This is a genomic window from Rhodococcus koreensis, from assembly GCF_017068375.1.
Classification (GTDB): Bacteria; Actinomycetota; Actinomycetes; order Mycobacteriales; family Mycobacteriaceae; genus Rhodococcus_F; species Rhodococcus_F koreensis.
In genome coordinates, this window is record NZ_CP070609.1 from 773,830 (window position 1) to 796,426 (window position 22,597).

Sequence of the window (22,597 nt, forward strand, 5' to 3'; positions counted from 1 at the left end):
TTCAGACAAGGACATGTTCCGATGAGCACACCCAAGAAGCAGGCCATCCTCGGCGCTTACCTCGGCGGCGTCAACCACCACACCGCATGGTGGGATCCCCGGGCGGGCAGCCAGATCGAGTTCGATTCGTTCGAACACACCGCACGGACCGCCGAGCGCGGCAAGTTCGACTTCTTCTTCCTCGCCGAGGGTCTCGCCCTGCGCGAGCGCGCCGGGCAGATCTTCGACCAGGACATCATCGGCCGCCCCGACACGTTCACAGTGCTCGCGTCCCTCGCCGCCGTCACCGATCACCTCGGACTGGCAGGAACCATCAACGCCACGTTCAACGAGCCGTATGAACTCGCGCGGCAATTCGCGTCGCTCGACCAGCTGTCGGGTGGTCGAGCGGCGTGGAACGTGGTGACGTCGTTCGACGCATTCACGGGTCAGAACTTCCGACGCGGTGGGTTCCTGGACCACTCGCAGCGCTACGAGCGCGCCGAGGAGACCCTCGAAGTGGTGCGGCAGCTGTGGGATTCGTGGCGCGGTGACGACGTCGTGGCCGACAAGGAAGACGGCCGCTTCCTGCGCCGTCCGGGCGCCGGAACCTTCGACTATCACGGCAGTCAATTCGACATCCGCGGCCGGTTCACAGTGCCGCGCAGCCCCCAGGGCCGACCGGTCCTGCTGCAGGCCGGCGTGTCGCCGCAGGGGCGCGATTTTGCGGCAGGCAACGCCGACGCGATCTTCTCGCCCTACGGGAAGCTGCCCGAGGCCGCTGAGTTCTACCGCGACATCAAAGCCCGTGCGGTCTCGTTCGGGCGGAACGCCGACGACATCAAGATCCTCCCCTCGGCAAGCTTCGTCCTCGGCGACACCGAGGCCGAGGCGTGGGAGAAGTACCATGAGGTCCGCAACCAGCAGGTCACCGGCCAGACCGCGCTGATCCTGCTCGAGCAGATCTGGAACCGCGATCTCTCCGCGTTCGACCCCGACGGACCCGTCCCGGGCATCGAACCGGATCCCGACGCGCCACCGATCATCCAGGGCCGCGCATTCACGTACCAGGACCGGTTCGAGACCGTCGCAAGACTGCGAGCGGTGTCCGAGGAGAACAAGCTCACCTTGCGGGAGACCGTCATCGACCAGTTCGAACGTGGCCCGATCGTCGGCACCGCCGCACAGGTCGCAGAGAAGATCGATGCGTTCGTGCAGAACGACGGCTCCGACGGATTCATCATCGGCTCCCACCTCGTGCCTTCCGGCCTCGACGAGTTCGTCGATCACGTGGCGCCGCTGCTACAGGACCGGGGCGTGCTGCGCACCGAGTACACGGGAACAACGTTACGCGACAACCTCGGCCTGCCGGTGCCGCACGACCGGATCTCCGCAGCCACGCAGGCGTAGGAGAGTGTATGGCTGTTCGGCACAGACACTTTCGCAATCATTCCGGGGCCGGGTGGAACCCCCGAGCGACACACGCTCTCCGCGGATCCTGCAGAATCACTGGCACTTTCGTGCCAGATCCCTCAAATCGAAGAACTACAAGTAATTCGATCAGGCAAATTCCAACTCGGCTCATCGGAATGGCCTATGGCGTCACCACGACCACCCTGCTACTCGCCATCGGCATCAATCCGGCGACCGCCTCGGCCACCGTTCACCTCGCCGAAATCGGAACCACACTGATCTCAGGTCTGTCCCACTGGCGATTCGGCAACGTCGACTGGAAGGTGGTACGAAGGACCGCCCTTCCCGGAGCGATCGGCGCATTCATCGGCGCGACGGTATTGTCGAATCTGTCGACCGAAGCAGCGGCACCGGTGATGGCATTGATCCTGCTCGCCTTGGGGTTGTACATCCTCATCCGATTCACGTTCCAGGGCATCCCCCACGACCGACTCGGGAAACCGCTCCGCAAACGTTTCCTCGCCCCACTCGGACTCGTCGCGGGATTCGTGGACGCGACCGGAGGCGGCGGCTGGGGTCCCGTCGGCACCCCGGCGATTCTCGCCAGCGGCCGCCTGGAACCACGGAAAGTAATCGGATCGATCGACACGAGCGAGTTCGTCATCGCCGTTGCGGCAAGCCTCGGATTCCTGTTCAGCCTGGGGACGCAGGGTGTCAACGCAGGCTGGGTCGGGGCAGTCCCGAACCCGCACTGCCATAGTGCGCCCAACCCAACCCGCACCGTCGTGGTGGTCCGAAACCCGAGATCAGCTCGCGGGCGGCGTGCCGATCACCGACGCACCCTCGGGCGACAGGAATGCCGGCGGGGTGCCGTTGAGGACATAGTCGCCGAGCTGCTGCTCGCGGTAGATCAGGGGGTTGTGAGAGGCGAGGGTTCGCACGTTGCGCCAGTGCCGGTCGAACTGATACTTGCAGTCCAGCGCGGACGCACCGCCCACCTCGAAGATCTCCGTCGTCGTCTTCAACCCGAGCTCGAGCACGATGGACTGCGCCCGGTACGCGTCCAGCTCCGCCTTCAATTCCAGCGCCACGGCCTCCTCCTCCCCCTTCGGGGTGCGTTCCGCTTCCGGGGTGATGGTCAGCGCGTACCGGGCTTCGGCGGCGGCATCGAGTGACGCGGCGGCATCGAGGACGGTGGCGCGGATCGCGTAGGCGGCGGCGTCGGCACGGCCCACGACTTGCTGGATCAGCGGATCCTTTGCGGCAACAGGTGCTTTCGCCTGCGGGTAGGTGCGGTGCCTGCGGCGTACGAAGTCGGCGATCTCGTCCGTCGCCCGGCGGACGATGCCGGCGATCGTCGCCAGGTGCGTCCGCTGGAAGTGCGCGAGGTGCCCGGCGGTGCCGCCCGGTGGCGGGAACAGGAAACCGAGTCCCTCCACCTCGGCGTCGGTGAAGACGGTGGTGCCGCTGGCGCTGGCCCGCTGCCCGAACCCGGCCCAGTCGTCGATGCGCTCGACGCCCGGGGCGTCGGCCTTGACGACGGCGGTGTGCCGGTCGCCTGCCTCATCGAGCACCGCGACGGTGAGGTAGTCCCCGTAGAGGGCGCCGGTGCTGTAGTACTTGGTGCCGTTCACCACCAGGCGGCCGTCCACCTCGCGCAGCGTCGTCGCGGGCTTCTGGAACGTGCCATCCCGTTCGCTGACCGCGGTGCCGAACACGATGCCGTCACCGATGCGGCGCAGCCACTCCTGCCCACGCGGGGTGTGACGCTCGCGCCAGCGGTCCTCCACGAACCGCGAGTGCACCCGAAGGGCGTGCGGCAGATTCGATTCCGCGGCCGCGAGCTCGATGACGAGCAGGTAGAGCTGTCGCAGGCTGGCACCGTCGCCGCCGAACTCCCGCGGCACCCGCACCGCGGGGAACCCCACCTCACGGAGCCACCCGGCCTCCTCGAGGGCGAGGCGGCCACTCGTTTCCCGCTCGAGCGCCCCCTCGGCGATCCGCGCGAACACCGGGCGGTATTTGGCGAGCAGTTCCTCGTCGGTGGGGCGGGCACTCGCACTCACGGGTTCGACGGCAAGATCGGTGGTCATCGGTTCTCCTGGGTGGAATGGGCGGTGCGCGGGTCGGGAAGGCCGAAGCGGCCACGGATGGTCGGCGAGTCGTACTCGGTCGGGAACACGCTCTCGGCCTGGAGGATCGGGGCCACCTGCTGCACGAAGCGCTCCAGATCGTCGTGCAGCAGGGGGAAGTGGGCGTTGTAGCCGGAGACGGCCCCGGCCGCCCACCAGTCGATCAGCGCGTCGGCGACCTCCTTGGGGGTCCCGATGACGAGTCGATGGCCCCCTGCGCCACCGACCAGTCGGATGATCTGCCGGGTGGTGGGTTCCTCGGTGCGCACCAGATCCTGGACCGCCCTGCTGAAGCCGACAGGGCGGGTCTGGTCCTCTTGCGGCTCGAACCATTCTGCCTTCAGCGGTCGGTCGACGTCGACGGACCGGGGAAACGCCGGGTTCAGTACGCGTTGCTGCTCGAGGAAGCGGGCGATCAGATCGTCCTCGCTGCCGGCGCCGCTGAAAACCTCGTGCCGACGCAGCGCTTCCTCTCGGGTGTCGCCGAGGTACACGTTGACGCCGGGAAAGAGCCGGATGCTGTCGGCGGGTCTGCCGTGCCTGCGGGCGGCAGCGTCGAGTGTGGCCGCGTAGTCGAGTGCCGCCTGCTTCCCCAGCAGCGCCGCGTACACGATCTCGGCGTGCTTGCCTGCGAAGTCGATACCCTGCGCGGAGGCGCCTGCCTGCGAGATCACCGGGTGTCCCTGCGGACCGACCGGGACGTTGAGGGGGCCACGCACGTCGAAGAACTCGCCGTGATGGTCGATCGTTCGCGCCGTCGTCTCGTCCCACAGCGGACCCGTGGGCTCCGGTCCCTCCGGGGTGTCCCAGGACAGCCACAGTTCCTTGACGACCCGGAGGAACTCGTCGGCCTTGCGGTAGCGGTCCTCCCGGTCGAGCAGTTCGTCCGCCGAGAAGTTCGCGGCGATGTCGGGGTTGAAGTTGGCGACGGCGTTGAAGATCACCCGTCCACCCGCGATGGAGTCGAGACTGGCGAGTCGGCGGGCGAGGTTGTACGGCGAGTTGTAGCTCGTCGACGCCGTCAGCACGAAGCCGATGTCCGGGATCGCACCCGCGATAGCCGAGAACAGCACGATCGGGTCGAACAGGTGGCTCGGCCCGTTGTCGGCGGTGCGTTGCAGCGCCGGATGATCCGAGACGAACACGGCGTCGAGGGTTCCCGATCGCGCGATCTCGGCGGACCGCCGATAGTGCTCCCAGTCCGCGAAACGATTCCACGTGGTGCCGGGCCAGTTCCACGCCTTCCTGGACGCACCGGCACCGACGATGGACGCCGCGAGCGTCAACCTCCGCTGTGGTCGCCGTGCCGGCGTGTCGGTTCCGGTGCTCATGTCGAATCCTCCGTTCGATGGATGTTGATAGGTGCAGCATCAATGCGACTCCGCCGCAGCACTTTCAGCTGGGCGCGAGTGGGCGCCGCCCCGGGGGCCGCCGGTGGTTCGCCGCAGGGTCGGCGAGCGTGGGGCACAGCGTCCCTCCCATCTGACCGACTCACCGCCGGTCCCGTCAACGAATACGATCGCAGTGGTTGAAATACCGAACACTGATGGGACAGTGTGTTTCTCGCCGGTCCTTCGCGTTACGCGTCCAGCCGATGACAACACTGGAACCAGCGTGATTTCATTTCCGAACTCGGCGCATCGGTGCGGGTCACGGGCGGGCGCACGGTTCGGGCATCGCTCTCATGACCGTCGGCGCCCGATACCCGGGCTACGGTGTGGCCATCGGCCGCCGCGCCGCGAATCATTCCAACCGCTAACCAGCGAAGGTGGGCAACACTCCGTGAGCACTTCATCGATCGACAAGGCCTCCACCGTCGAGAAGACCATCGACGTCGACACCCTCCGGCTGTGGCTGGCCGACGATGCGGAACTCGCCGTCCTCGACATCCGACCGAGTGACGAGGTCGGCTACGCGTCGCCGCTGTTCGCCACCAACATTCCCGCAGACCGCCTCGAGGCCGAGATCGACCGGTACGTGCCCCGCGCGGTCGTACGGACCGTCCTCGTCGACGGCGGTGACGGCGTGGCGCAGCGCCTCGCCGAGCGCCTCGCCGAGGCCGGGCGCAGCGAGGTGCACGTCCTCGCCGGCGGCATCCCCGAGTGGACCCGGAACGGCACCGAGGACCTGCCGACCTTCGACGTCCCCGGCAAGGACTTCTCTCTGGGAATCCGCGACGAACGCGACACCCCCTCGGTGTCCGCCGCCGAACTCAAGACCCTCGAGGACCAGGGCGCCGACGTCGTCGTCATCGATACCCGCACCCTGCCCGAGTTCACCGCCGGCCACGTCCCCGGCGCGGTCGGCGTGCCCGGCGCGGAGTTGCTGCTGCGGTTCGCGAACGTCGTGCCCTCCCCCGATACCCACGTCGTTGTCTCCTGCGCGGGCCTGCCACGCGCGATCATCGGCGCCCAGACGCTCATCGACTCCGGTGTCCCGAACAAGGTTTCCTACCTGCACGACGGCACCCGGGCGTGGAAGGAGGAGAACCTCGAGCTGGAAACCGGCGCGACCGCCGTCTATGCACCGGTCGACAACGCCGCGCGGGAGGCAGCCGCACAGCGTGTGGAGACCATCACCGCCAACGACACGTTCCCCCGCATCGACGTCGAGACCGCGCAGGCGTGGGCGGCCGACCCGGACCGCACCACGTACCTTCTCGACGTGCGCACGCCGGAGGAGTTCGAGCAGGGGCACGTACCCGGATCGATCACGTCCGAGGGGGGACAGCTGCTCGGGGTCTCCTACCGCACCATCGCCGTGCGCGGCGCGCGCGTGGTCTTGATCGACGACCTCACCGGTGCCCGCGCCGCGGTCGTCTCACACTGGCTCCAGCGCCGCGGATTCGAGATCGCGTTGCTGCTCCACGATTTCGAGTCGGGCATCGCCCGATGACCTCCACCCTGGACGTGTCTATCGACGCGAGCAGCGCCGACCGGGTCGACGCCGCCGACGAGCTCCCACTGGTGGCGCAGGTTCGGGACTTCGCGTATAACACGCTCGCACCCCGGGCTCTGCAGACCGACCGCGAGGGCCTCACCGCCGACACCGTCGAGGAACTGCGGCGCCTCGGGCTGCTCAACCATCTGGCCCCGGCCCGGTTCGGTGGCGCCGAGTTGGACAAGGCCGCCGAACGCCGGGTCCACGAGCACCTCGCCTACGGCGACTTCAACACGTGGCTCGCCTGGGCACAGCACACGGGGTTGATCGTCCACTTCACCGATCTGGCCGACAGTGGCGAGCCGATCGGCGAACTCGGTGAGCGGGTGCTACGCGGGGAGATCCTCACCGGGACCGCGGTCAGCGACGCCCGGCACTACCCCACCCGATATGTCCGCGCCACCCCGGTCGACGGCGGATGGACGATCACCGGCACGGTGTCCTGGGTGAGCGGCTGGGGGCTCAACACCCTGCTGTCCGTCGCCGCGATCGACCCCACGACCGAGACCCAGCTGCTCGCGCTGATCCCGGCCGACGACGAGCGGTTGCGCGCCGAGCCGCTGGGTCTCGTCGCCGCCAACGGAAGCCGCACGTGGCGAGTCACTTTCGAGGGAGCCTTCGTCGCCGAGTCGAACATCGTCAAACGCACCCCGAGATCCGAATGGAATCACCGTGATCAGAACATCGTCAGCGACGTCAGGCCGCAGGTGTTCGGGGTGGCGCGCGCGATCCTCGACGAATTGGACGCCTCCGGCACTGATGCGGCCGTCGCAGTAGCGCAGGCATGGGCACCGCAGTTCGCCCGCTATCGGGCACTGGCCTACTCCCTGACCGATCGGGCGGCATCGGATCCGAAAGGCCCGCAGTATTTCGAGGACCGGCTCACGCTGAAGGTCGAGGTACTCCGTTCGCTACACGAGATCGCCCGGGCACTGACCGTCTCACGGGCGGGATCGGGGATTCTCGACACCGATACCGCTGCGCTGCACGCCCGTTCCGCGCAGTTCCTTCAGATCCAGAGCCAGAACGAACACTCGCGGGCAGCCCAGCTCGCACACATCGCGGCAGCGGCACACCACTGAGAACCTGTGGCGTGGCACGGCACGCAGAGGAGTCGCCGCACGCGATTGCCGTTAGATTCACTGCGCTTTAATATCGTGCCCGCCAGTCACTTTGACCATATATTCCTGCCCATGGAAACAACAGTTCACGCCCCACGGCCGGTGCGCGAGCGCCGCCGACGATTCCGAGGCGTGTTCGGCGTTCTCGCACTGACCGGTGTCCTCGCTCTGACCGGATGCAGCAGCACCGTCGACGCTGCGGGCGGCACCGGAAGCGGCGATCCGCAGAGCGGCGGCACCCTGCGGATCGCGCTTCTCAGCTCCCCCGAGTCGCTCGACCCACACCTGAACACGTCCTTCGCGGCCAGCAACTACGGCAACAGTGTCTTCGACAAACTGACCTGGCAGGATCCGGAGACCGGCGAGATCGGTCCCTGGCTGGCCACCGCCTGGGAGGTCAACGACACCAACACCGAATTCACGTTCACGCTGCGTGAGGGCGTCACCTTCAGCGACGGCACCCCGTTCAACGCCGACATCGTGAAGAAGAACTTCGACCAGTACGTCTTCGGAGATCCGGCGCTCGGCATCAAGCCCAACGGCGCCACCCACCTGAAGTCCTACCAGGGCAGCGAGGTCGTCAGCGACAACGTCGTCAAGATCGTCTTCAAGTCCCCGTCGGCCAGCTTCCTCCAGTTCATCTCGTACTCCGGCAACAACCAGCCCGGCATCATCGGCCAGAAGACCCTCTCGTCGAACGCCGAGCAGCGGCTCGACCCGACGAACATCGTCGGCACCGGCCCCTTCGTCGTGACCGAGTACGCGCCCAAGGAGCGCACGGTGCTCACCAAGCGCGCCGACTACAACTGGGGCGCTCCCGGCCTCAACCACGAGGGTCCGGCCTACCTCGACAAGGTCGAGTTCGTGACGATCCCCGAAGCGAGCGTGCGCACGGGCGCACTGCAGTCCGGAGAGGTACAGGCTGCGTTCGACATCCTCCCCACCGACGAGACGGTCCTCGAGGCGCAGGGCTTCGATATCACCTCGCGGACGATCGCCGGACTCAATCTCGGCTGGAACATCAACACCAGCCTCGAGCCCACCAACGACATCAACGTCCGCCGCGCGATCGTGCGGGCCACCAACCGCGCCGGGTTCAAGGACACCGTTCTCGCTCCGTCCGAGGGGCAGGCGAAGTCCGTACTCGCCGCACACGTCCAAGGATCGACCGACTACACCGACGACGTGTTGAAGTTCGACCTCGAGGAGTCCAAGCGGCTGCTCGACGAGGCCGGCTGGAAGGTCGGGGCCGACGGCATCCGGGAGAAGGACGGAAAGAAGCTGACGCTCAAGGCGACCGGGCACTATCTGGTCCCGAACAGCCGATACACGTACGAATCGATCCAGGCGTCGCTCAAGGAGATCGGCGTCGACCTCGACTTCCAGTTCGACGCAAGCAACATCCCGACCGACCAGGTCAACAAGGAATACCACCTGATCAACACCAACCGTAGCCGCAACGATCCCGCGATCCTGAACGTCAACTTCAACCCTGACCGGGGCAACTCCGCTCGCATCCCCGCGGACTTCCCCGACCGGCAGAAGATCGCCGACACGCTCGAAGCACTCGAGTCCACGCTGGACCCGACGCAGCGGGCCGCACTGACCGAACAGGCGCAGGAACTCGTCCTCGACGAGTACGTTCTGTACGACCCGGTGTTCGAGCCGTCACAGGTGGCCGCGTCGAAGGGCGTCCACGATATCGACCTCGACGCCACCAGCCGGCTGCACTTCCTCCGCACCTGGATCGACCAGAGCTGATCAACCCGTCCCGGGTCGGTCCCCTACGGACCGGCCCGGGACGCCGTGTAGACACACACTCGCAAAGGATTTCCATGGCACGCTACGTCCTCCTGAAACTGGGACGAAGCCTGGTGGTGGTGTGGGGCGCGTTCACCGCCTCCTTCATCCTGCTGTACACGCTGCCCGCCAGCCCGGTCGAACTGCTCTTCAACCCCGAAGAGCGCAACGACATCTCGCCCGAGGCCTACGCGCAGATCGAGCAGCAGTACGGCTTCGACCGCCCCGTATTCGTCCAGTACCTCGCCCGACTCTGGGCCGCACTGCATCTCGACTTCGGGTCTTCCGTCCAGAACGGCAAACCGGTGGTGACGGCGATCGCCGAGGCCCTCCCGAAGACCGTCGTGCTGGCCGTGGCCGCGCTGGTAATCGCGGCGCTCATCGCGCTGGCGGTCGCCTGGGTCGCCACCTACATCGAGTCCCCGTGGCTGCGGAACTTCATCGCCGGGTTGCCGCCGCTGCTGGTGTCGTTCCCGAGCTTCCTGCTGGGCCTCATCATCATCCGGGTCTTCTCGTTCCAGCTCGGCTGGTTCCCTCCGATCAGCCGCGACGGCCTGCACGGGCTCGTGCTCCCCGCCTTCGCGCTGGCGATCCCCGTCGCCGGCCCCATCGCCCAACTGCTGTTGCGCAATTTCACCACCGAATACAGCTCGCCCTATGTGCTGACGTCGTTCAGCAAGGGCCTGCGCAAGGCGACGGTGATCAACGGCGACGTCCTGCGCAACGCCAGCCTGCCCGCCCTCACCCAGGGCGGCATCATCGTCGGCGAACTGCTCGCCGGTGCCGTCATCACCGAGACGATTTTCTCCCGCAACGGGATCGGACGACTCACCGAGCAGGCGGTCCGCGCGCAAGACGTTCCCGTCGTCCAGGGCGTCGTCATGTTCGTCGCCCTCGCGTTCGTCACTGTCAACTTCATCGTCGACGTCGCCTATCCCCTGATCGACCCTCGACTCAAAGCCGCCCGCGAAGGAATGTCCGTATGACGATCGACAGCGACCGCACGCTCGTGGCCGAGCCACCGGTGGCCGACCCGGTCCCGGCCGCCGTCCCGGAACTCGACGCGACACCACCCCTCCTCCTCCCGCCACCGGTCGACTCACCGGACGCACCGCCACGCCGACGGTTCGGGGCGCTTCCCTCGCTCGTGTCCCGCCCGGGTCTCGTTCTGGCGGTGCTGGTCGTCACCCTGGCCGTCGCCTGGTGCTTTGTGCCCGGACTGTTCACCTCGAAGGACCCGTACCTCCCGGACTCCACCGCGATCCTGGTCGGCCCCAGCGCCGAACACCTTTTCGGCACCGACCGTCTGGGCCGTGACATCTACTCACGGACCGTGCACGGCGCGGTGATCACGCTCAGTGCGACACTCCTCGCCGTCGCCATCGCCTTCGTCATCGGCACCGCCCTCGGCGCGATCGCCGGATTCGTGGGCGGCGCGGTCGAACTGGTCATCATGCGTGTCGTCGACGTCCTCCTCTCGGTTCCCGGCCTGCTACTCACCATGGTCGTGGTCTCCGCCCTCGGATACGGCACCATCAACGTGGCGATCGCCGTCGGCGTCTCCGCAGTCGCCAACTTCGCCCGGGTGATGCGCGCCGAGGTGCTGCGTGTCGTCCAGGCCGACTACATCGAGGCCGCCGCGAGCATCGGCACTCCGCGACTCACCATCCTCACCCACCACGTGCTGCCGAACTCGCTCAGTTCGGTCGTCTCCCTCGTTCCGCTGCAGTTCGGTGCCTCGATCCTGGCGATTGCGGCGCTCGGCTTCCTCGGGTTCGGTGCTCCGCCACCGGAACCGGAATGGGGCCTGCTGGTCTCCGAGGGCCGTGACCTCCTCGCAGTCGCTCCCTGGATCGCTCTGCTCCCCGGTTTCGTCATCCTCGCGGTGGTCTTGTCGAGCAACCGCATCAGCCGTGAACTGCAACGCGACGGAGGCATCCGATGACACTGTTGTCTTTCGAGAACGTCGAGATCTGGTACTCCGGCCGCGGCCGGAGCGCGACCAAGGCAGTCTCCGGGATCAGCCTCGACGTGCAGGCCGGTGAACTGGTCGCCATCGTCGGCGAATCCGGTTCCGGCAAGTCCACCCTCATCCGGTCATCGATCGGCCTGTTGCCACGCACCAGCCGGGTGAGCGGTCGAATCCTGCTCGGCGACAAAGACGTCGCCGGGTGGAGCCAGAACAAGTTTGCCCGCTTGCGGGGCAGCTATGTCGGCTTCGTCCCGCAGGATCCCGGCGTTTCGCTCAACCCTGTCAAACCGATCGGCAAGCAACTGGAGGACGCGCTGCGCAACCGACTCGGAAAGAGCCACCTCCTTCCGTTCACGACCTCGGCGCAGCGGCACAACCTGAAGTCACAGACACTGAAGTTCCTGGAACTGGCGGGCCTTCCGGATCCGTCCCGCATCTACGCGAAGTACCCGCACGAACTGTCCGGCGGCATGAAGCAACGGGTGCTCATCGCGATCGCCCTGTCCGGCGAGCCGGAGCTCCTCATCGCCGACGAACCGACCAGCGCGCTGGACGTGACGGTGCAGAAGCAGATCCTCGACCACCTCGACCGGCTCCGCACCGAACTGGGCATCGGCATCCTGCTCGTCACCCACGACCTCGGGGTCGCGCTCGAACGCGCCGACCGCGTTGTGGTGATGCGCAGCGGCGTCGTCGTCGAGGAGGGCCGCAGCGACACCCTCCTGCACCACGCGAGAGATGCGTACACGCGGCGGCTCCTCGACGCCGCTCCCGGTCTGCACGTCGGAACCCTGGAGCCGCGACCGATTCGGGTCGGCACGCTCACTCCGCACTCGTCCGCTGAACGCACCTCCGCCAAGTACGCGATCGAGGTGAAGGGTGTGTCGAAGACGTTCCACGCCGCGCACAGCAGCACTGAACCGGTGGTCGCGGCCGACGACGTCTCGTTCCGCGTCGCGACCGGAACCACGCACTCACTCGTCGGCGAGTCCGGTGCCGGCAAGTCCACGATCGCCCGGATCGTCGCGGGCCTGCGCACTCCCGACGAGGGCGAGGTCACCCTCCTCGGGCAGAGCGAAACCTGGAGCCGCCAGCAGCTGAGCAAGCGCCTGCAGTTCGTGTACCAGAACCCGTATTCCTCGCTGAATCCCCGGCTCTCGGCCGCCGACCTGATCACCGCGCCGCTGCGCGTGCACCGCAAGGACATCGACCGCAGGCAGCGGCACGCGATCGCCGAGGAACTGCTCGACGGCGTGCGACTGGACCGCAAGTACGCCTCCCGCCGGGCCGGGGAGCTCTCCGGCGGGCAGGCGCAGCGCGTCGCGATCGCTCGCGCCCTGTCCCTGAACCCCGAGATCGTCATTTTGGACGAGGCGGTGTCCGCGCTCGACGTGTCGGTACAGGCGGAGATCCTGCAACTGCTCGTGGACCTGCAGGCCGCGTACTCGCTGACCTATCTGTTCATCACGCACGACCTCGGAGTCGTGCGGCTGATCGCGGACACGGTGACGGTGATGCGTCACGGGACCGTCGTCGAATCCGGTCCGACGGCACAGATTCTCGACGACCCCGCGGACGACTACACACGCCGGCTCGTCGACTCCGTGCCGGGCACCGAGGCGCTCCGCATCCGTGGCTGAGTTTGGTATCCAGGGATTTCACACCCACGCACAGGCGGCGCAGCCGCACTAGAACAGGCCGCTGGTCGGGGGTTCCACCCCGGTAACGAGGAATGCCCGCCATGGGCATCCGAACCCGGACGACGGGTGGCCGCGGGGTCCAGCGGTGAATTGCCCATCGCTCGCCCTGACACGCTCGGGCCACCCTCGATACCGCCTTACACGGAAGGCAAGCGCAGGTGGTCGCGCAGAGTCTCGGTCGTGTACTCGGTTCGATAAACCCCGCGTTCCTGCAATTCCGGTACGAGTCTGTCGACCAGGTCGTCGATCGAATCCTGCAGGTGGTACGGGTTGACGTTGAATCCGTCCACGACGCGATGTCGCACCCAGTACGCCCAGCGATCCGCGATCTGGCCGGCGGTCCCGGCCAGGTACCGCGAGTTCGGGGCCACTTCGAGGACAAGCTGCCGGATGGACAGCCCCTTCTCTGCGGCCAGTGCACGCCACTGGGTGATCTGATCGAGCTTGCCGGTGCGGTCCGCGATCGCCAACGTCCCGCGCGACGGATCGAGTTCTCCGTCGACCGGGTCGATGTCCGGCAACGGGCCGTCGGGATCGTATGCCGAAAGATCCTGCCCCCAATAGTGTTCGAGAAATGCAATAGCCCGGTGCGGGTTGTAGGCGTTCTCGCGGAGCCACCGAGCCTTCTCGTCGGCGTCCTCGGGCGTGTCTCCGATGATCACGGTGACACCGGGAAGGATTCGGAGCGAATCCGTGGACCGGCCGTGGGCGGACAGTCGCGCCCGGAGGTCGCGTGCGTAGGCAACGGCCGCGTCGAACTCGTTGTTCGCCGAGAACACGACGTCGGCATGACGGGCCGCCAGCTCACGGCCGCCGACGGAATCGCCGGCCTGGAACAACACCGGCCGCCCCTGTTTGCTCGACGGAACGGTGGAGATCGCAGTGGCCTGCAGAAGGTCACTGTGCCGCGCGATGACCGCAGATCGGTCGGCGGGCAGCCAACTGTCCTGGCGGGCGTCCGTGGCGACATCAGCGAGCGACCACGCGGCCCAATATTCCTTGGCCAACTCGACGAGTTCGGTGGCCCGCTCGTAGCGGTGTTCGTGCGGCAGCCATCCACCACGCCGAAAGTTCTCGCCGGTCCACGCGTTGTCGGTGGTGACGATGTTCCATCCCGCCCTTCCGTCGGACAGGACATCCAAGCTTCCCAGCCGCCGCACAAGGTCGACCGGCAGACTGTACGTGGTGTTCTGCGTGGCGACGAGTCCGATCCGGCTGGTCACCCCAGCAAGCGCCGACAGTTGAGTGATGGCGTCGGGACGGCCTGCAATGTCGGTGGCCAGTGCCGCACCGCGGTTCTCCCGCACACGCTGGCCGTCGCCGAGGAAGAACGCATCGAACAAGCCCCGTTCCAGGGTTTGAGCAACCCGCAGGAAGGTTTCCGGGGATACCTGATCGGGGGCCTTGGCATCTTCCCACACCGTCTGCGGGCCGATTCCCGGGTAGAAAACACCGAGGTGGACCTGCGCGTCGGCATCATACGGCGCTCCGGTGTCCGGAGTGGACATGGCAAACTCCTGCCTGGTCGTGGCTAGTTGGTGGTCGATGTGAAGCGGCTGAGCGGCCGAGGTAATCCGAGCGTCTCCCGCAACGTCGAGCCCGGTTTCGGAATCCGGTGCAGTGACAACTCCTGCAATACGGGAAGGACCTCGTCAACCAGAACGGCGAGATCGGTGGTGACGACGGCGGGATGGATCCGGACACCGTCCACCTTGTCCGCCAGGGACCGCACCAGGTCGACGAAGTCCCGTGCCGAACCCGCGAATCGAAGGCGTCCTCGGTCCGGCCACGGCGAATACCCATCGAGGCGGGCAAGGCGGGACTGCGCGGACTCGGTCTTCGTATCGAGAATCACCTCGACATCGGCGAGGGTCACGGCCTGCTGTCCTGTCGCCGACGTCCCGATTTCGGTCACATCCCGACCGGACAGCAGCACAACGTCGAGTAGATCCGTCACCCCCAGTTCCGCAGCTCCCACGACGACTATCTGACCCTGCGGTGAGCGGGGTGTGATGAGCGGTCCGACGACGCTGAAGAACTCGCCCTCGAACCCGACGTGATGCACCTTGTCGGGATCGAGGTAGCGACCCGTCGCGGCATCGCGGATCACGGCATCGTCCTCCCACGAATCCCACAGCTGCCGGGCGAGCTCGATGACGTCTCGGACCTCGCGCTGTACGGCCTCGGGGGCACGTGGCTCGAATCCGACTGCACCATTGACGTCCGCGGAGTTGTCCGAGCCGACCACCCATGCCGCGCGACCCCGACTGCCGTGATCGAGGCTGGCCAGCTGCGTCGCGAGATGGAACGGTTCGGTGGTGAGGGCTTGCACCGTCGGCGCCACCCCGTAACTGGCCGTCGTCGTCGCCACGAACGACGCACGCGTCCCAGCATCCAACCGTCCCACCGGGTACGCGCCCTCCCCCGGCACCACTCGGTCGTCGATGGTGACCAGCGCGAAACCGGCGGCCTCTACGGTGTCCACGACCGACCTGAGGACCCGGGGAGAGAGCACATCCGCAGGCGGGCGCCCCCACACACGCCACGCGGCGGGATGACCTCCCGCGCCATCTATCTCGACTGCCAGGTGTAGCGGTTGGGGCGCTCGAACCACGACGAAAGTCCTTTCGAAGGAGTGCGGACGCGCACCGGAGACCCAGGGTCCACGGACTCCTTGCGCGCTTGCGGAATCAGTTGTCGATTCCGCCGGGTCGTCACCTGGAGCACCCCGCCGCGCGGGAGGGTTGCCGACCAGCAAGCCAGGGCTCGATGCTGGTACTCATGACCGTCGACACGAATGTATCACGGCACGTGAGACCGAAAAGCGCACCGTCACAACATGCTCAACGGTTCCTATAGCTCACGACGGGGACCGTGCGAAGCTTTACGCTCTCGGTGATTGAAATTCACCTGACGGGACACGCCATCCGCGTTGGAGAACCGTCGGCGCAACGATGCGACATCGGGCCATTAGCCCAATCGCGCTCCAAATGGAAGAGTTTCAATCGTCGGATGGCATTGAGGTTGCACTGATTTCAACCATCGACCGACGCGTCGGCACCATGGCACTGTGGTTCGTCGAATCTACGTGTATGGAGATACTGTCATGACCGAAAGCGCCACGCGCACCGAGTTCGTCGTCCGCACAGCCCAGTGGTCCGATCCCGACGCGGTGACGTTGCGGGCGGCTATGGCGGCAGAAGTCGGTCCTCGATATTCCGACCGAGTGTCGGATGCTGTTCGTGCTACCACCAATGCCGTGGATCCGGAATCGGTGCACGTCACTATCCTGGTGTACGTCAGCGACATCGAGGCTGCGGAGCCACGTGCTGTCGGCCACGCGGCCCTGCGCTGGAACGGCGACGACCTCGAAGTGAAGCGGATGTTCGTCGTCAAAGAGCACCGTGGTACCGGTGTGTCGACCGCGCTGCTGAGCGCGGTCGAGGATGCGGCACGAGAGGCGAGGCGACCCCGCTTGATTCTCCAGACCGGTGACCGGCAGCCCGACGCGGTCAGGCTGTACGAGAAGAGTGGCTACTCGAGGATTCCGATCTTCTCCCCGTATGAGGCCTTGCCCTTCTCGAACTGCTTCGAGAAGGTGTTCGGATAGGAGAACCCCCTTCACGTGAGCTGGGGTGTACTCCCCCCAACGGCAGATCGAATCGCTCGCGCAGGGTCCGCTGGGGATAGTGATCGAGCCGGGCGCCCGCCCGCACCAGGCGGTGTCCGCCCTCGCTCCGGCGGGCACGACTTCGCGCTGTAGCCGGTGCTGTTGATTCCCGCGTTCAGGATCAGGGCCCGACGTCCGGCAGTGGTCATCGCGGTTCCTTTCGACGTGAGAGATGTGGATCAGGCGAGCGGCGCGGAGTGGATCTCACGGACGGCCTTGGCGATGCGCTGCGCCCCGAGCCGGAGGTTGTCTTCACTCTGGTTCGTGAAGCCCAAGCGCAGGCTCCGTGCGTACAGTCCGCTCGCGGCGGGATCGAAGTAGCGGCCCGAGGAGAAGTCGACGCCCAGCGCGTTCGCGGCGGCACGGACCTCCGCGAGATCGATGCCGGGGTCGGTCACCGTCGCCCAAGCGAAGATTCCGCCCTCGGCCTGCGGAATCGACACCAGGTCACCCGCCTCGGTGGTGAGAACGTCGGCCAGCAGATCCGCTCGCTCCCGGTAGAGGGTGCGGGCGTTCGCGACGATGCCGTCGAACAGTCCTGGCCGACCGAGCAGATGCGCCACGGCGGACTGGGTCACCAACGATGGATGCTGATCGAGGTTCGCGCGTAACCGCAACAGTCCGGCCTGGAGCCAGGACGGGGCGACAGCCCATCCCAGTCGGAGCCCTGGTCCGAGGGTCTTGGAGAAGGTATTGATTCGCACCACACGGTCGCTGTCGAGCGGGAAGTCCGGGACGGCCGTGCCCCGGAAACGGAGTTCGCGGTAGGGATTGTCGGAGAGGACGACGAATCCGTAGCGCTCGGCGAGGGCGACCAGCCGCAGCCGGTCCTCGGCTGCGAGGGTCGTGCCGGTCGGATTGTGGAAGTCGGGGATCACGTAGAACAGCTTCGGGATCCGCCCCGCCTGCAGATGGCCCTCGAAGACGTCGAGATCCAGTCGGCCGCCGGTGTTGAGTACCGGCAGGACCTGGGCACCGTAGTGGTCGAGCACCCGCAGCGCAACGGGAAAAGTAGGGCTCTCGACGGCCACCAGGTCGCCGGGGTCGAGTAGTGCGGCAAAGACCAGGCTCAGTCCGTGCAGGGCACCGTTGGTGACGACCACCCGGTCCGGATCGACGAGACCGGACTCGTCGCTCTCCCGCCCCGCGATCCCCTCGCGGAGGCTGGCGATGCCTGGAGCGACCGAGTATTGCAGCGCCCGAGCTCCGGTCGGGGGTGTCGCGAGGGCGACGGCGAACGCGGCCGCCAGTTCGTTCACCGGGAGCGCCTCGTCGGCGGGGACCCCTCCCACCAGGCGGATCGCGTCGGGTTGCAGCGAGTCCGGCGGCGGTCCGAACCCACCCGCTTCGAGCGGGCGAGTGATCAAGCGGGACAACGAGGACGGAGGAGAGGATGTGAGGCTCGTCATGTTCGAACTTCCTTCGTGGGCGGGAGTGTACGACGGATCACGCAGCGAGGACGCGGTCCGGAATCGCGGGGAGGCCGAGATTCCCTCGAAGCGTGGCGGATTCGTATTCGGTGCGGAACAGTCCGCGCTTCTGCAGGATCGGGACGACATGCTCGGTGAACGCCTCGACACCGCCCGGACCCTGCCCGGGCATGACGATGAACCCGTCGGCACCGCCCTCGACGAACCACTGCTCGAGCCTGTTCGCGACCTGTTCGGGTGAGCCGACAGCGCGACCGTGACCTGCGGACCGTTGCTGCAGTGTGATCAACTGCCGAACCGTCCAGCGTTCGTCCACCGCCAGTTCGCGGAACACACCGTACCGACTCTGCCTGCCTTGTACCGATGCGACCGGTGGCAGCCACGACGGCGGAATCGTGTCGTCGAGCGCGAGGCCGGACAGGTCGACGCCGGCCAGTTGACCCTCGAGCGCGGTGCGGGAGGCATCACTGTAGTGCTGCTCGAACAGGTCGTCGTCGATCCGCGTGGCCTCGTCCTCGGTGCCGCCGATCGTTGTACTGATCCCGGGTAGGACGAGGATGTTCGCCGGGTCGCGGCCCGCTGCCGCGGTCCGGGCCTTCAGGTCGCGAGAGAAGTGCTGCGCTCCGCGCAGTGTTTGCTGCGCGGTGTAGACGCCCTCCGCGAACGCGGCAGCGAACGCCTTGCCGTCGTCGGACGATCCGGCCTGGAACAGCACCGGTTGGTGCTGTGCGGACGGCGGCAGCGGAAGGGGCCCTTCGACGGTGTAGAACTCGCCGCGGTGGTCGATCGGGACAGCAGACTGGTCGTCGACCCACGAGTTCCACAGCGCCTGGACAACGGACACATGTTCGAGTCCTTGCCGGTACCGTGCCTCGTGTTGGGGCAGCGGTGCGTCGCCGAAGTTGCGCTCCCCCGCAGCCGACGTCACCGCGTTCCACCCCACGCGGCCACCGGAGAGGTGGTCCAGCGACTGCAACTGTCGCGCAAGGTTGAACGGCGCGGTGAACGTCGTCGACACCGTCGGGACCAGCCCGATGTGGTCCGTCACGGCAGCGACCGCCGAGAAGAGTGTCAGCGGTTCCGGTTTCGTGCCGAGCTCGGTGTCGGAGGTCAGTCCGTCGGCAGCGAACAGGACGTCGAACTTCGCGGCTTCCGCAGTCCGGGCGAGATGGATGTAATGGTCGAGGACGCGGCCGGGATGCCGAACGTCACCGGGACGGATCTGCCCGCGGGCACCGTTACCGGGCGGGTTGGTGAGGAGGCCGAGCCGGATCTGCCGGCGTGCGGATTGTGCTGACACGATTCTGTGCTCCATTGTCGTTGTGCGGCGGGCTGAATCACGCAGAAGCTGTCCTCAGTCTCCAAGCCGCCCCGCCGACCTACAAGAGTTTGTCTCGCACCGATCCGAAGCGGCCGATGCTGCAGCGCCGACGGCCGGGCCACGGAACCGTCATTCTCGTCTCCTGCGGCCGTCCCGGACGGCACATGCCAACGACAACAACAGCATTCCGGCGCACACTGCAAGCCCCGCCGCCATCGCACGGCCGTAGTTCCCGGCGTCCGCGGACAGGACTCCGAGATACAGGCCGGGCACCGCGGCGAGGCTGACGGTCGCCGACAACCGCTGCGACAGCTGCAGGAATCCCACGGCCACGCCGCTCACACCGGCCGGCGCATGCTCGAGCGTCATCGCACGGTTGGGGGCGTCGACGAATCCGCTCGCGACCCCGGACAGAACCGCCAGCGCGGCGACCACCGCGAGCACCGACGTCCGCGGCAGCACAGTGACCGCGAGCACGTATCCGGCGACCACGAACAGTTCCGCGACGATGGCACCCACCACCGCGGCGCGACCGAACCGGGCGACCACCCGCCAGCCGACTGCCGAGGTCACCGCCATCATCACCGAACTTCCCGACATCACCAGGGCCGCGTGCAGCGGTGCGATGCCGAGTCCCTCGATCAGATAGAGGCTCATCACGGCGTTCATCGCCAGGAGGGCGCCGAACCAGAACAACGCGACCGCCGTACCCAGTGTGTAGCCACGTGCCCGCATCAATGCAGGCAACAGCACCGGCGTGCCGCCGCGACTCGCGTAGCGCCGTTCCCACCAGCGGAAACACCCCAGAGCCAGGATCGAACCCGACACCGACAGCACCGCTCGCGTCGCCCCGAAGTGCGACACCATCGGCAACAGCAGAAGCGTCGTCGCAGCCGCGATCAGCCCGAGACCGACGACATCGACTGTCGCCCCCGACCGGGAGCGGCTGTCACGACGCAGGAACAGCGCGCCGAGCGCAACGGTGACGACCGCGAACGGCACGTTCAGCACAAGCAACAGCCGCCACCCCCAATCGGGACCCCCGACCCCGAGGAGCACACCACCGACGATCGGACCGATGAAACCGGCGAGCCCCCCGGCCGTTCCGTATGCCGCGAGTGCCTTGACTCGACGAGGCCCGGAGTAGCGGTCGGAGATGATGCCGAGGACCTGGGAACTGACCACTCCCGCCCCGACGCCCTGGCCGAGGCGGGCCGCAACGACAGTCCACGGCTCCGCGGCGAGGGCACCGACCAGGCCCATGACGGCGAACAGGCTCAAACCCGCAAGGAACAGCCGCCTCCGGCCGATCAGATCCCCCATCCGCCCCGCGGGGACGAGGGCGAGACCGAAGGTCAGTGAGTAACTCGCCAGAATCCACTGCACGTCCGCCGTCCCCGCATCGAGGGACGACCGGATGGCCGGCAAGCCGATGCCCAGCACAGCGGAGTCGAGGAGTGTGGTGAAACCGGCGGCGGCGCAGACGAGCACCTCCCGACGTCCCGCCGTGTCGCGAAGCGCCGGTCCGGCATCGGTGCGTTCCGGTGCTGTGTCGAGGTCGGTCAGGATCGGCCTACCGATGCTCGCCCGCGGCGGTGCGGATGTCGTCGGCGTCTGCGAGCGCCACCACCCGCCCGGCCTCGGCCACGACCACCGGCCCCCGGTGTCCGCCGATTCGCCGCACTGCCACCGACAACTCCTCGGTGACTCCCACGACGGGCAGCGGCTGAGCGACGTGCGCGCCGACCGGGTCGTCGTCCGGAGCGTCCGACAGAGCCTCGGGACCGACGGCCCCCAGGATCTCCGCGACCACGATCGGACCGGTACCCGGGCGCGCCAGCACGACGGGTAGCGCCGGGGTGTCCGTGAGCAGGTCACCTGCCTCGGCCACGGTCACGGTCGACGGCACTGTCCGGGGTGCGATTCCCCGGCCACCCAGTGCGTCACCCACGACGGGTCCGCTCGGGGCGTGGTAGAGCGGGAAGCCGAGCCGTCCGAGCCACTCGTTGTCGAAGTACTTCGACAGGTACGCCCGGCCCGAGTCCGGGACGATCACGACCACGACGTCGTCCGGGCCGAGAGTCCGCGCGACCCGCAGGGCGGCGGCGACCGCGGTGCCGGCGGAACCCCCGACGAGGAGTCCTTCCTCCCGGGCGAGGCGGTGCAGCACCGTGAGGGCCTCGACGTCCGTGATCCGCTCGAGTCGGTCGACGACGTCCGGGTGGTAGGAGTCCGGCCACTCGTCTGTCTCGGTCTGCGGGTGCAGGAAGTGGCCGACGGATTCGATGTACCAGGCCCGGCCGTCGCCCCCGCCGTACACGGAGGTTTCGGGGTCCGCGCCGACTGTCTGCACGGCACCGCCGGAGACCTCGGCCAGGAACTCCCCTGTCCCCGTGATGGTCCCACCGGTTCCGACTCCCGCCACGAAATGGGTGACCCGGCCCTGAGTCTGACGCCAGATCTCCGGTCCGGTCGTGGTGCGGTGCGCGTCCGGATTGGCCGGGTTGTCGTACTGACCGGCGAGCCAGCCGCCGGGAATCTCCGCCGCGAGCCGAATGGCGACGTTGCGGACGAATTCAGGATGATGACTGGGCCGTCCGCCGGGCGTCACATGCACCTGCGCCCCGTGCGCGCGCAGCAACCCGATCTTCTCGGCGCTGGTCTTGTCGGGCACGACGACGACCGAACGGTAACCCCGGGCGGCAGCAACCAACGTCAGACCGACCCCGGTATTGCCCGACGTGCCTTCCACGACGGTGCCCGCGGGTAGCAACTCTCCCGATTCCTCCGCCGCGCGAATCATGGCCAGGGCGGCACGGTCCTTCACACTTCCGCCGGGATTGAGGAACTCGAGCTTGGCGTACACCGTCGCGGAGATGCCTTCGGTGACCCGGTTCAACCGAACGAGGGGCGTGTTGCCGATGGCATCGGTGATCGAGTCGTAGACGCCGAGGCTCGCAGCATCGACTGTGGGTGGATCGAGGATGGTCATGCGTCTACCTTTCGAGGCCGCGCCGGTGTCACTCGATCAGCATGGCAAGGACGGTCGCCGAACAACAGGATTCGAGTCACGCCGATCGGATCTTCGCATCCTCGAGATTCGAATTCTTCTCCGGCGA

General features: G+C 67.2%; 16 protein-coding genes, 1 pseudogene and 1 riboswitch. Of the genes and pseudogenes, 9 read left to right on the forward strand and 8 right to left on the reverse strand.

Annotated features, from left to right (window positions below):
- The first annotated feature begins 21 nt into the window (after positions 1-21).
- Together JWS14_RS03505 and JWS14_RS03510 are read left to right on the forward strand one after the other, a co-directional pair.
- The gene (locus tag JWS14_RS03505; protein ID WP_206012505.1) at positions 22-1,389 is read left to right on the forward strand and encodes an NtaA/DmoA family FMN-dependent monooxygenase; all 1,368 of its coding nucleotides are present in this window, start codon (positions 22-24) and stop codon (positions 1,387-1,389) included.
- A 179-nt stretch (positions 1,390-1,568) separates the two neighbouring features.
- Positions 1,569-2,132 (forward strand): annotated as a pseudogene (locus tag JWS14_RS03510) (sulfite exporter TauE/SafE family protein); the annotation flags it as partial.
- Positions 2,133-2,198: 66 nt separating this feature from the next.
- Here the strand turns inward: JWS14_RS03510 and JWS14_RS03515 are convergent.
- Both JWS14_RS03515 and JWS14_RS03520 read right to left on the reverse strand, forming a co-directional pair.
- On the reverse strand, positions 2,199-3,485 hold the full coding sequence (locus tag JWS14_RS03515) for an acyl-CoA dehydrogenase family protein (protein ID WP_206012506.1): 1,287 nt from the start codon (positions 3,483-3,485) through the stop codon (positions 2,199-2,201).
- Complete coding sequence (locus JWS14_RS03520; protein ID WP_206012507.1) at positions 3,482-4,855, reverse strand: NtaA/DmoA family FMN-dependent monooxygenase; 1,374 nt, start codon at positions 4,853-4,855, stop codon at positions 3,482-3,484. Before JWS14_RS03520 ends, JWS14_RS03515 begins: the two co-directional genes overlap by 4 nt.
- A 451-nt stretch (positions 4,856-5,306) precedes the next feature.
- Between JWS14_RS03520 and JWS14_RS03525 the strand changes: the two genes are divergently transcribed.
- From JWS14_RS03525 to JWS14_RS03550, 6 genes are all read left to right on the forward strand, one after another.
- Complete coding sequence (locus JWS14_RS03525; RefSeq protein ID WP_206012508.1) at positions 5,307-6,419, forward strand: rhodanese-like domain-containing protein; 1,113 nt, start codon at positions 5,307-5,309, stop codon at positions 6,417-6,419.
- A complete protein-coding gene (locus JWS14_RS03530; protein ID WP_072941279.1) occupies positions 6,416-7,546 on the forward strand; it encodes an acyl-CoA dehydrogenase family protein in 1,131 nt (376 codons plus the stop codon). The genes JWS14_RS03525 and JWS14_RS03530 overlap by 4 nt, the downstream gene beginning before the upstream one ends.
- A gap of 111 nt (positions 7,547-7,657) precedes the next feature.
- Positions 7,658-9,346: an ABC transporter substrate-binding protein gene (locus JWS14_RS03535; RefSeq protein WP_095863851.1), complete on the forward strand. Its 1,689-nt coding sequence runs from the start codon at positions 7,658-7,660 to the stop codon at positions 9,344-9,346.
- Between the two features lie 74 nt (positions 9,347-9,420).
- Entirely contained in the window at positions 9,421-10,371 is a 951-nt protein-coding gene (locus tag JWS14_RS03540) for an ABC transporter permease (RefSeq protein WP_095863850.1), read from the forward strand.
- Complete coding sequence (locus JWS14_RS03545; RefSeq protein WP_206012509.1) at positions 10,368-11,330, forward strand: ABC transporter permease; 963 nt, start codon at positions 10,368-10,370, stop codon at positions 11,328-11,330. Before JWS14_RS03540 ends, JWS14_RS03545 begins: the two co-directional genes overlap by 4 nt.
- A complete protein-coding gene (locus JWS14_RS03550) occupies positions 11,327-12,997 on the forward strand; it encodes an ABC transporter ATP-binding protein (protein WP_206012510.1) in 1,671 nt (556 codons plus the stop codon). Before JWS14_RS03545 ends, JWS14_RS03550 begins: the two co-directional genes overlap by 4 nt.
- Before the next feature lie 197 nt (positions 12,998-13,194).
- On the opposite strand, the gene JWS14_RS03555 is transcribed toward JWS14_RS03550, so the two are convergent.
- Both JWS14_RS03555 and JWS14_RS03560 read right to left on the reverse strand, forming a co-directional pair.
- Positions 13,195-14,565: an NtaA/DmoA family FMN-dependent monooxygenase gene (locus JWS14_RS03555; RefSeq protein ID WP_206012511.1), complete on the reverse strand. Its 1,371-nt coding sequence runs from the start codon at positions 14,563-14,565 to the stop codon at positions 13,195-13,197.
- Between the two features lie 23 nt (positions 14,566-14,588).
- Positions 14,589-15,671 carry an LLM class flavin-dependent oxidoreductase gene (locus JWS14_RS03560; protein ID WP_241031257.1) on the reverse strand — a complete coding sequence of 361 codons (1,083 nt, stop codon included), beginning with the start codon at positions 15,669-15,671 and terminating at the stop codon, positions 14,589-14,591.
- A 59-nt stretch (positions 15,672-15,730) separates the two neighbouring features.
- Positions 15,731-15,844: riboswitch (SAM riboswitch) on the reverse strand.
- A 319-nt stretch (positions 15,845-16,163) separates the two neighbouring features.
- On the opposite strand from JWS14_RS03560, the gene JWS14_RS03565 reads away from it, so the two are divergent.
- On the forward strand, positions 16,164-16,667 hold the full coding sequence (locus tag JWS14_RS03565; protein WP_206012512.1) for a GNAT family N-acetyltransferase: 504 nt from the start codon (positions 16,164-16,166) through the stop codon (positions 16,665-16,667).
- 239 nt (positions 16,668-16,906) lie between these two features.
- On the opposite strand, the gene JWS14_RS03570 is transcribed toward JWS14_RS03565, so the two are convergent.
- The 4 genes from JWS14_RS03570 to JWS14_RS03585 form a co-directional block, all read right to left on the reverse strand.
- Positions 16,907-18,136 carry an aminotransferase-like domain-containing protein gene (locus tag JWS14_RS03570; protein ID WP_206012513.1) on the reverse strand — a complete coding sequence of 410 codons (1,230 nt, stop codon included), beginning with the start codon at positions 18,134-18,136 and terminating at the stop codon, positions 16,907-16,909.
- A gap of 37 nt (positions 18,137-18,173) precedes the next feature.
- On the reverse strand, positions 18,174-19,457 hold the full coding sequence (locus JWS14_RS03575) for an NtaA/DmoA family FMN-dependent monooxygenase (RefSeq protein ID WP_206012514.1): 1,284 nt from the start codon (positions 19,455-19,457) through the stop codon (positions 18,174-18,176).
- Between the two features lie 150 nt (positions 19,458-19,607).
- Positions 19,608-20,921, reverse strand: coding sequence for an MFS transporter (locus JWS14_RS03580; RefSeq protein WP_420855133.1), 1,314 nt, complete (start codon positions 20,919-20,921; stop codon positions 19,608-19,610).
- A 130-nt stretch (positions 20,922-21,051) separates the two neighbouring features.
- Positions 21,052-22,470 carry a PLP-dependent cysteine synthase family protein gene (locus tag JWS14_RS03585; RefSeq protein WP_206012516.1) on the reverse strand — a complete coding sequence of 473 codons (1,419 nt, stop codon included), beginning with the start codon at positions 22,468-22,470 and terminating at the stop codon, positions 21,052-21,054.
- Positions 22,471-22,597: the final 127 nt, after the last annotated feature.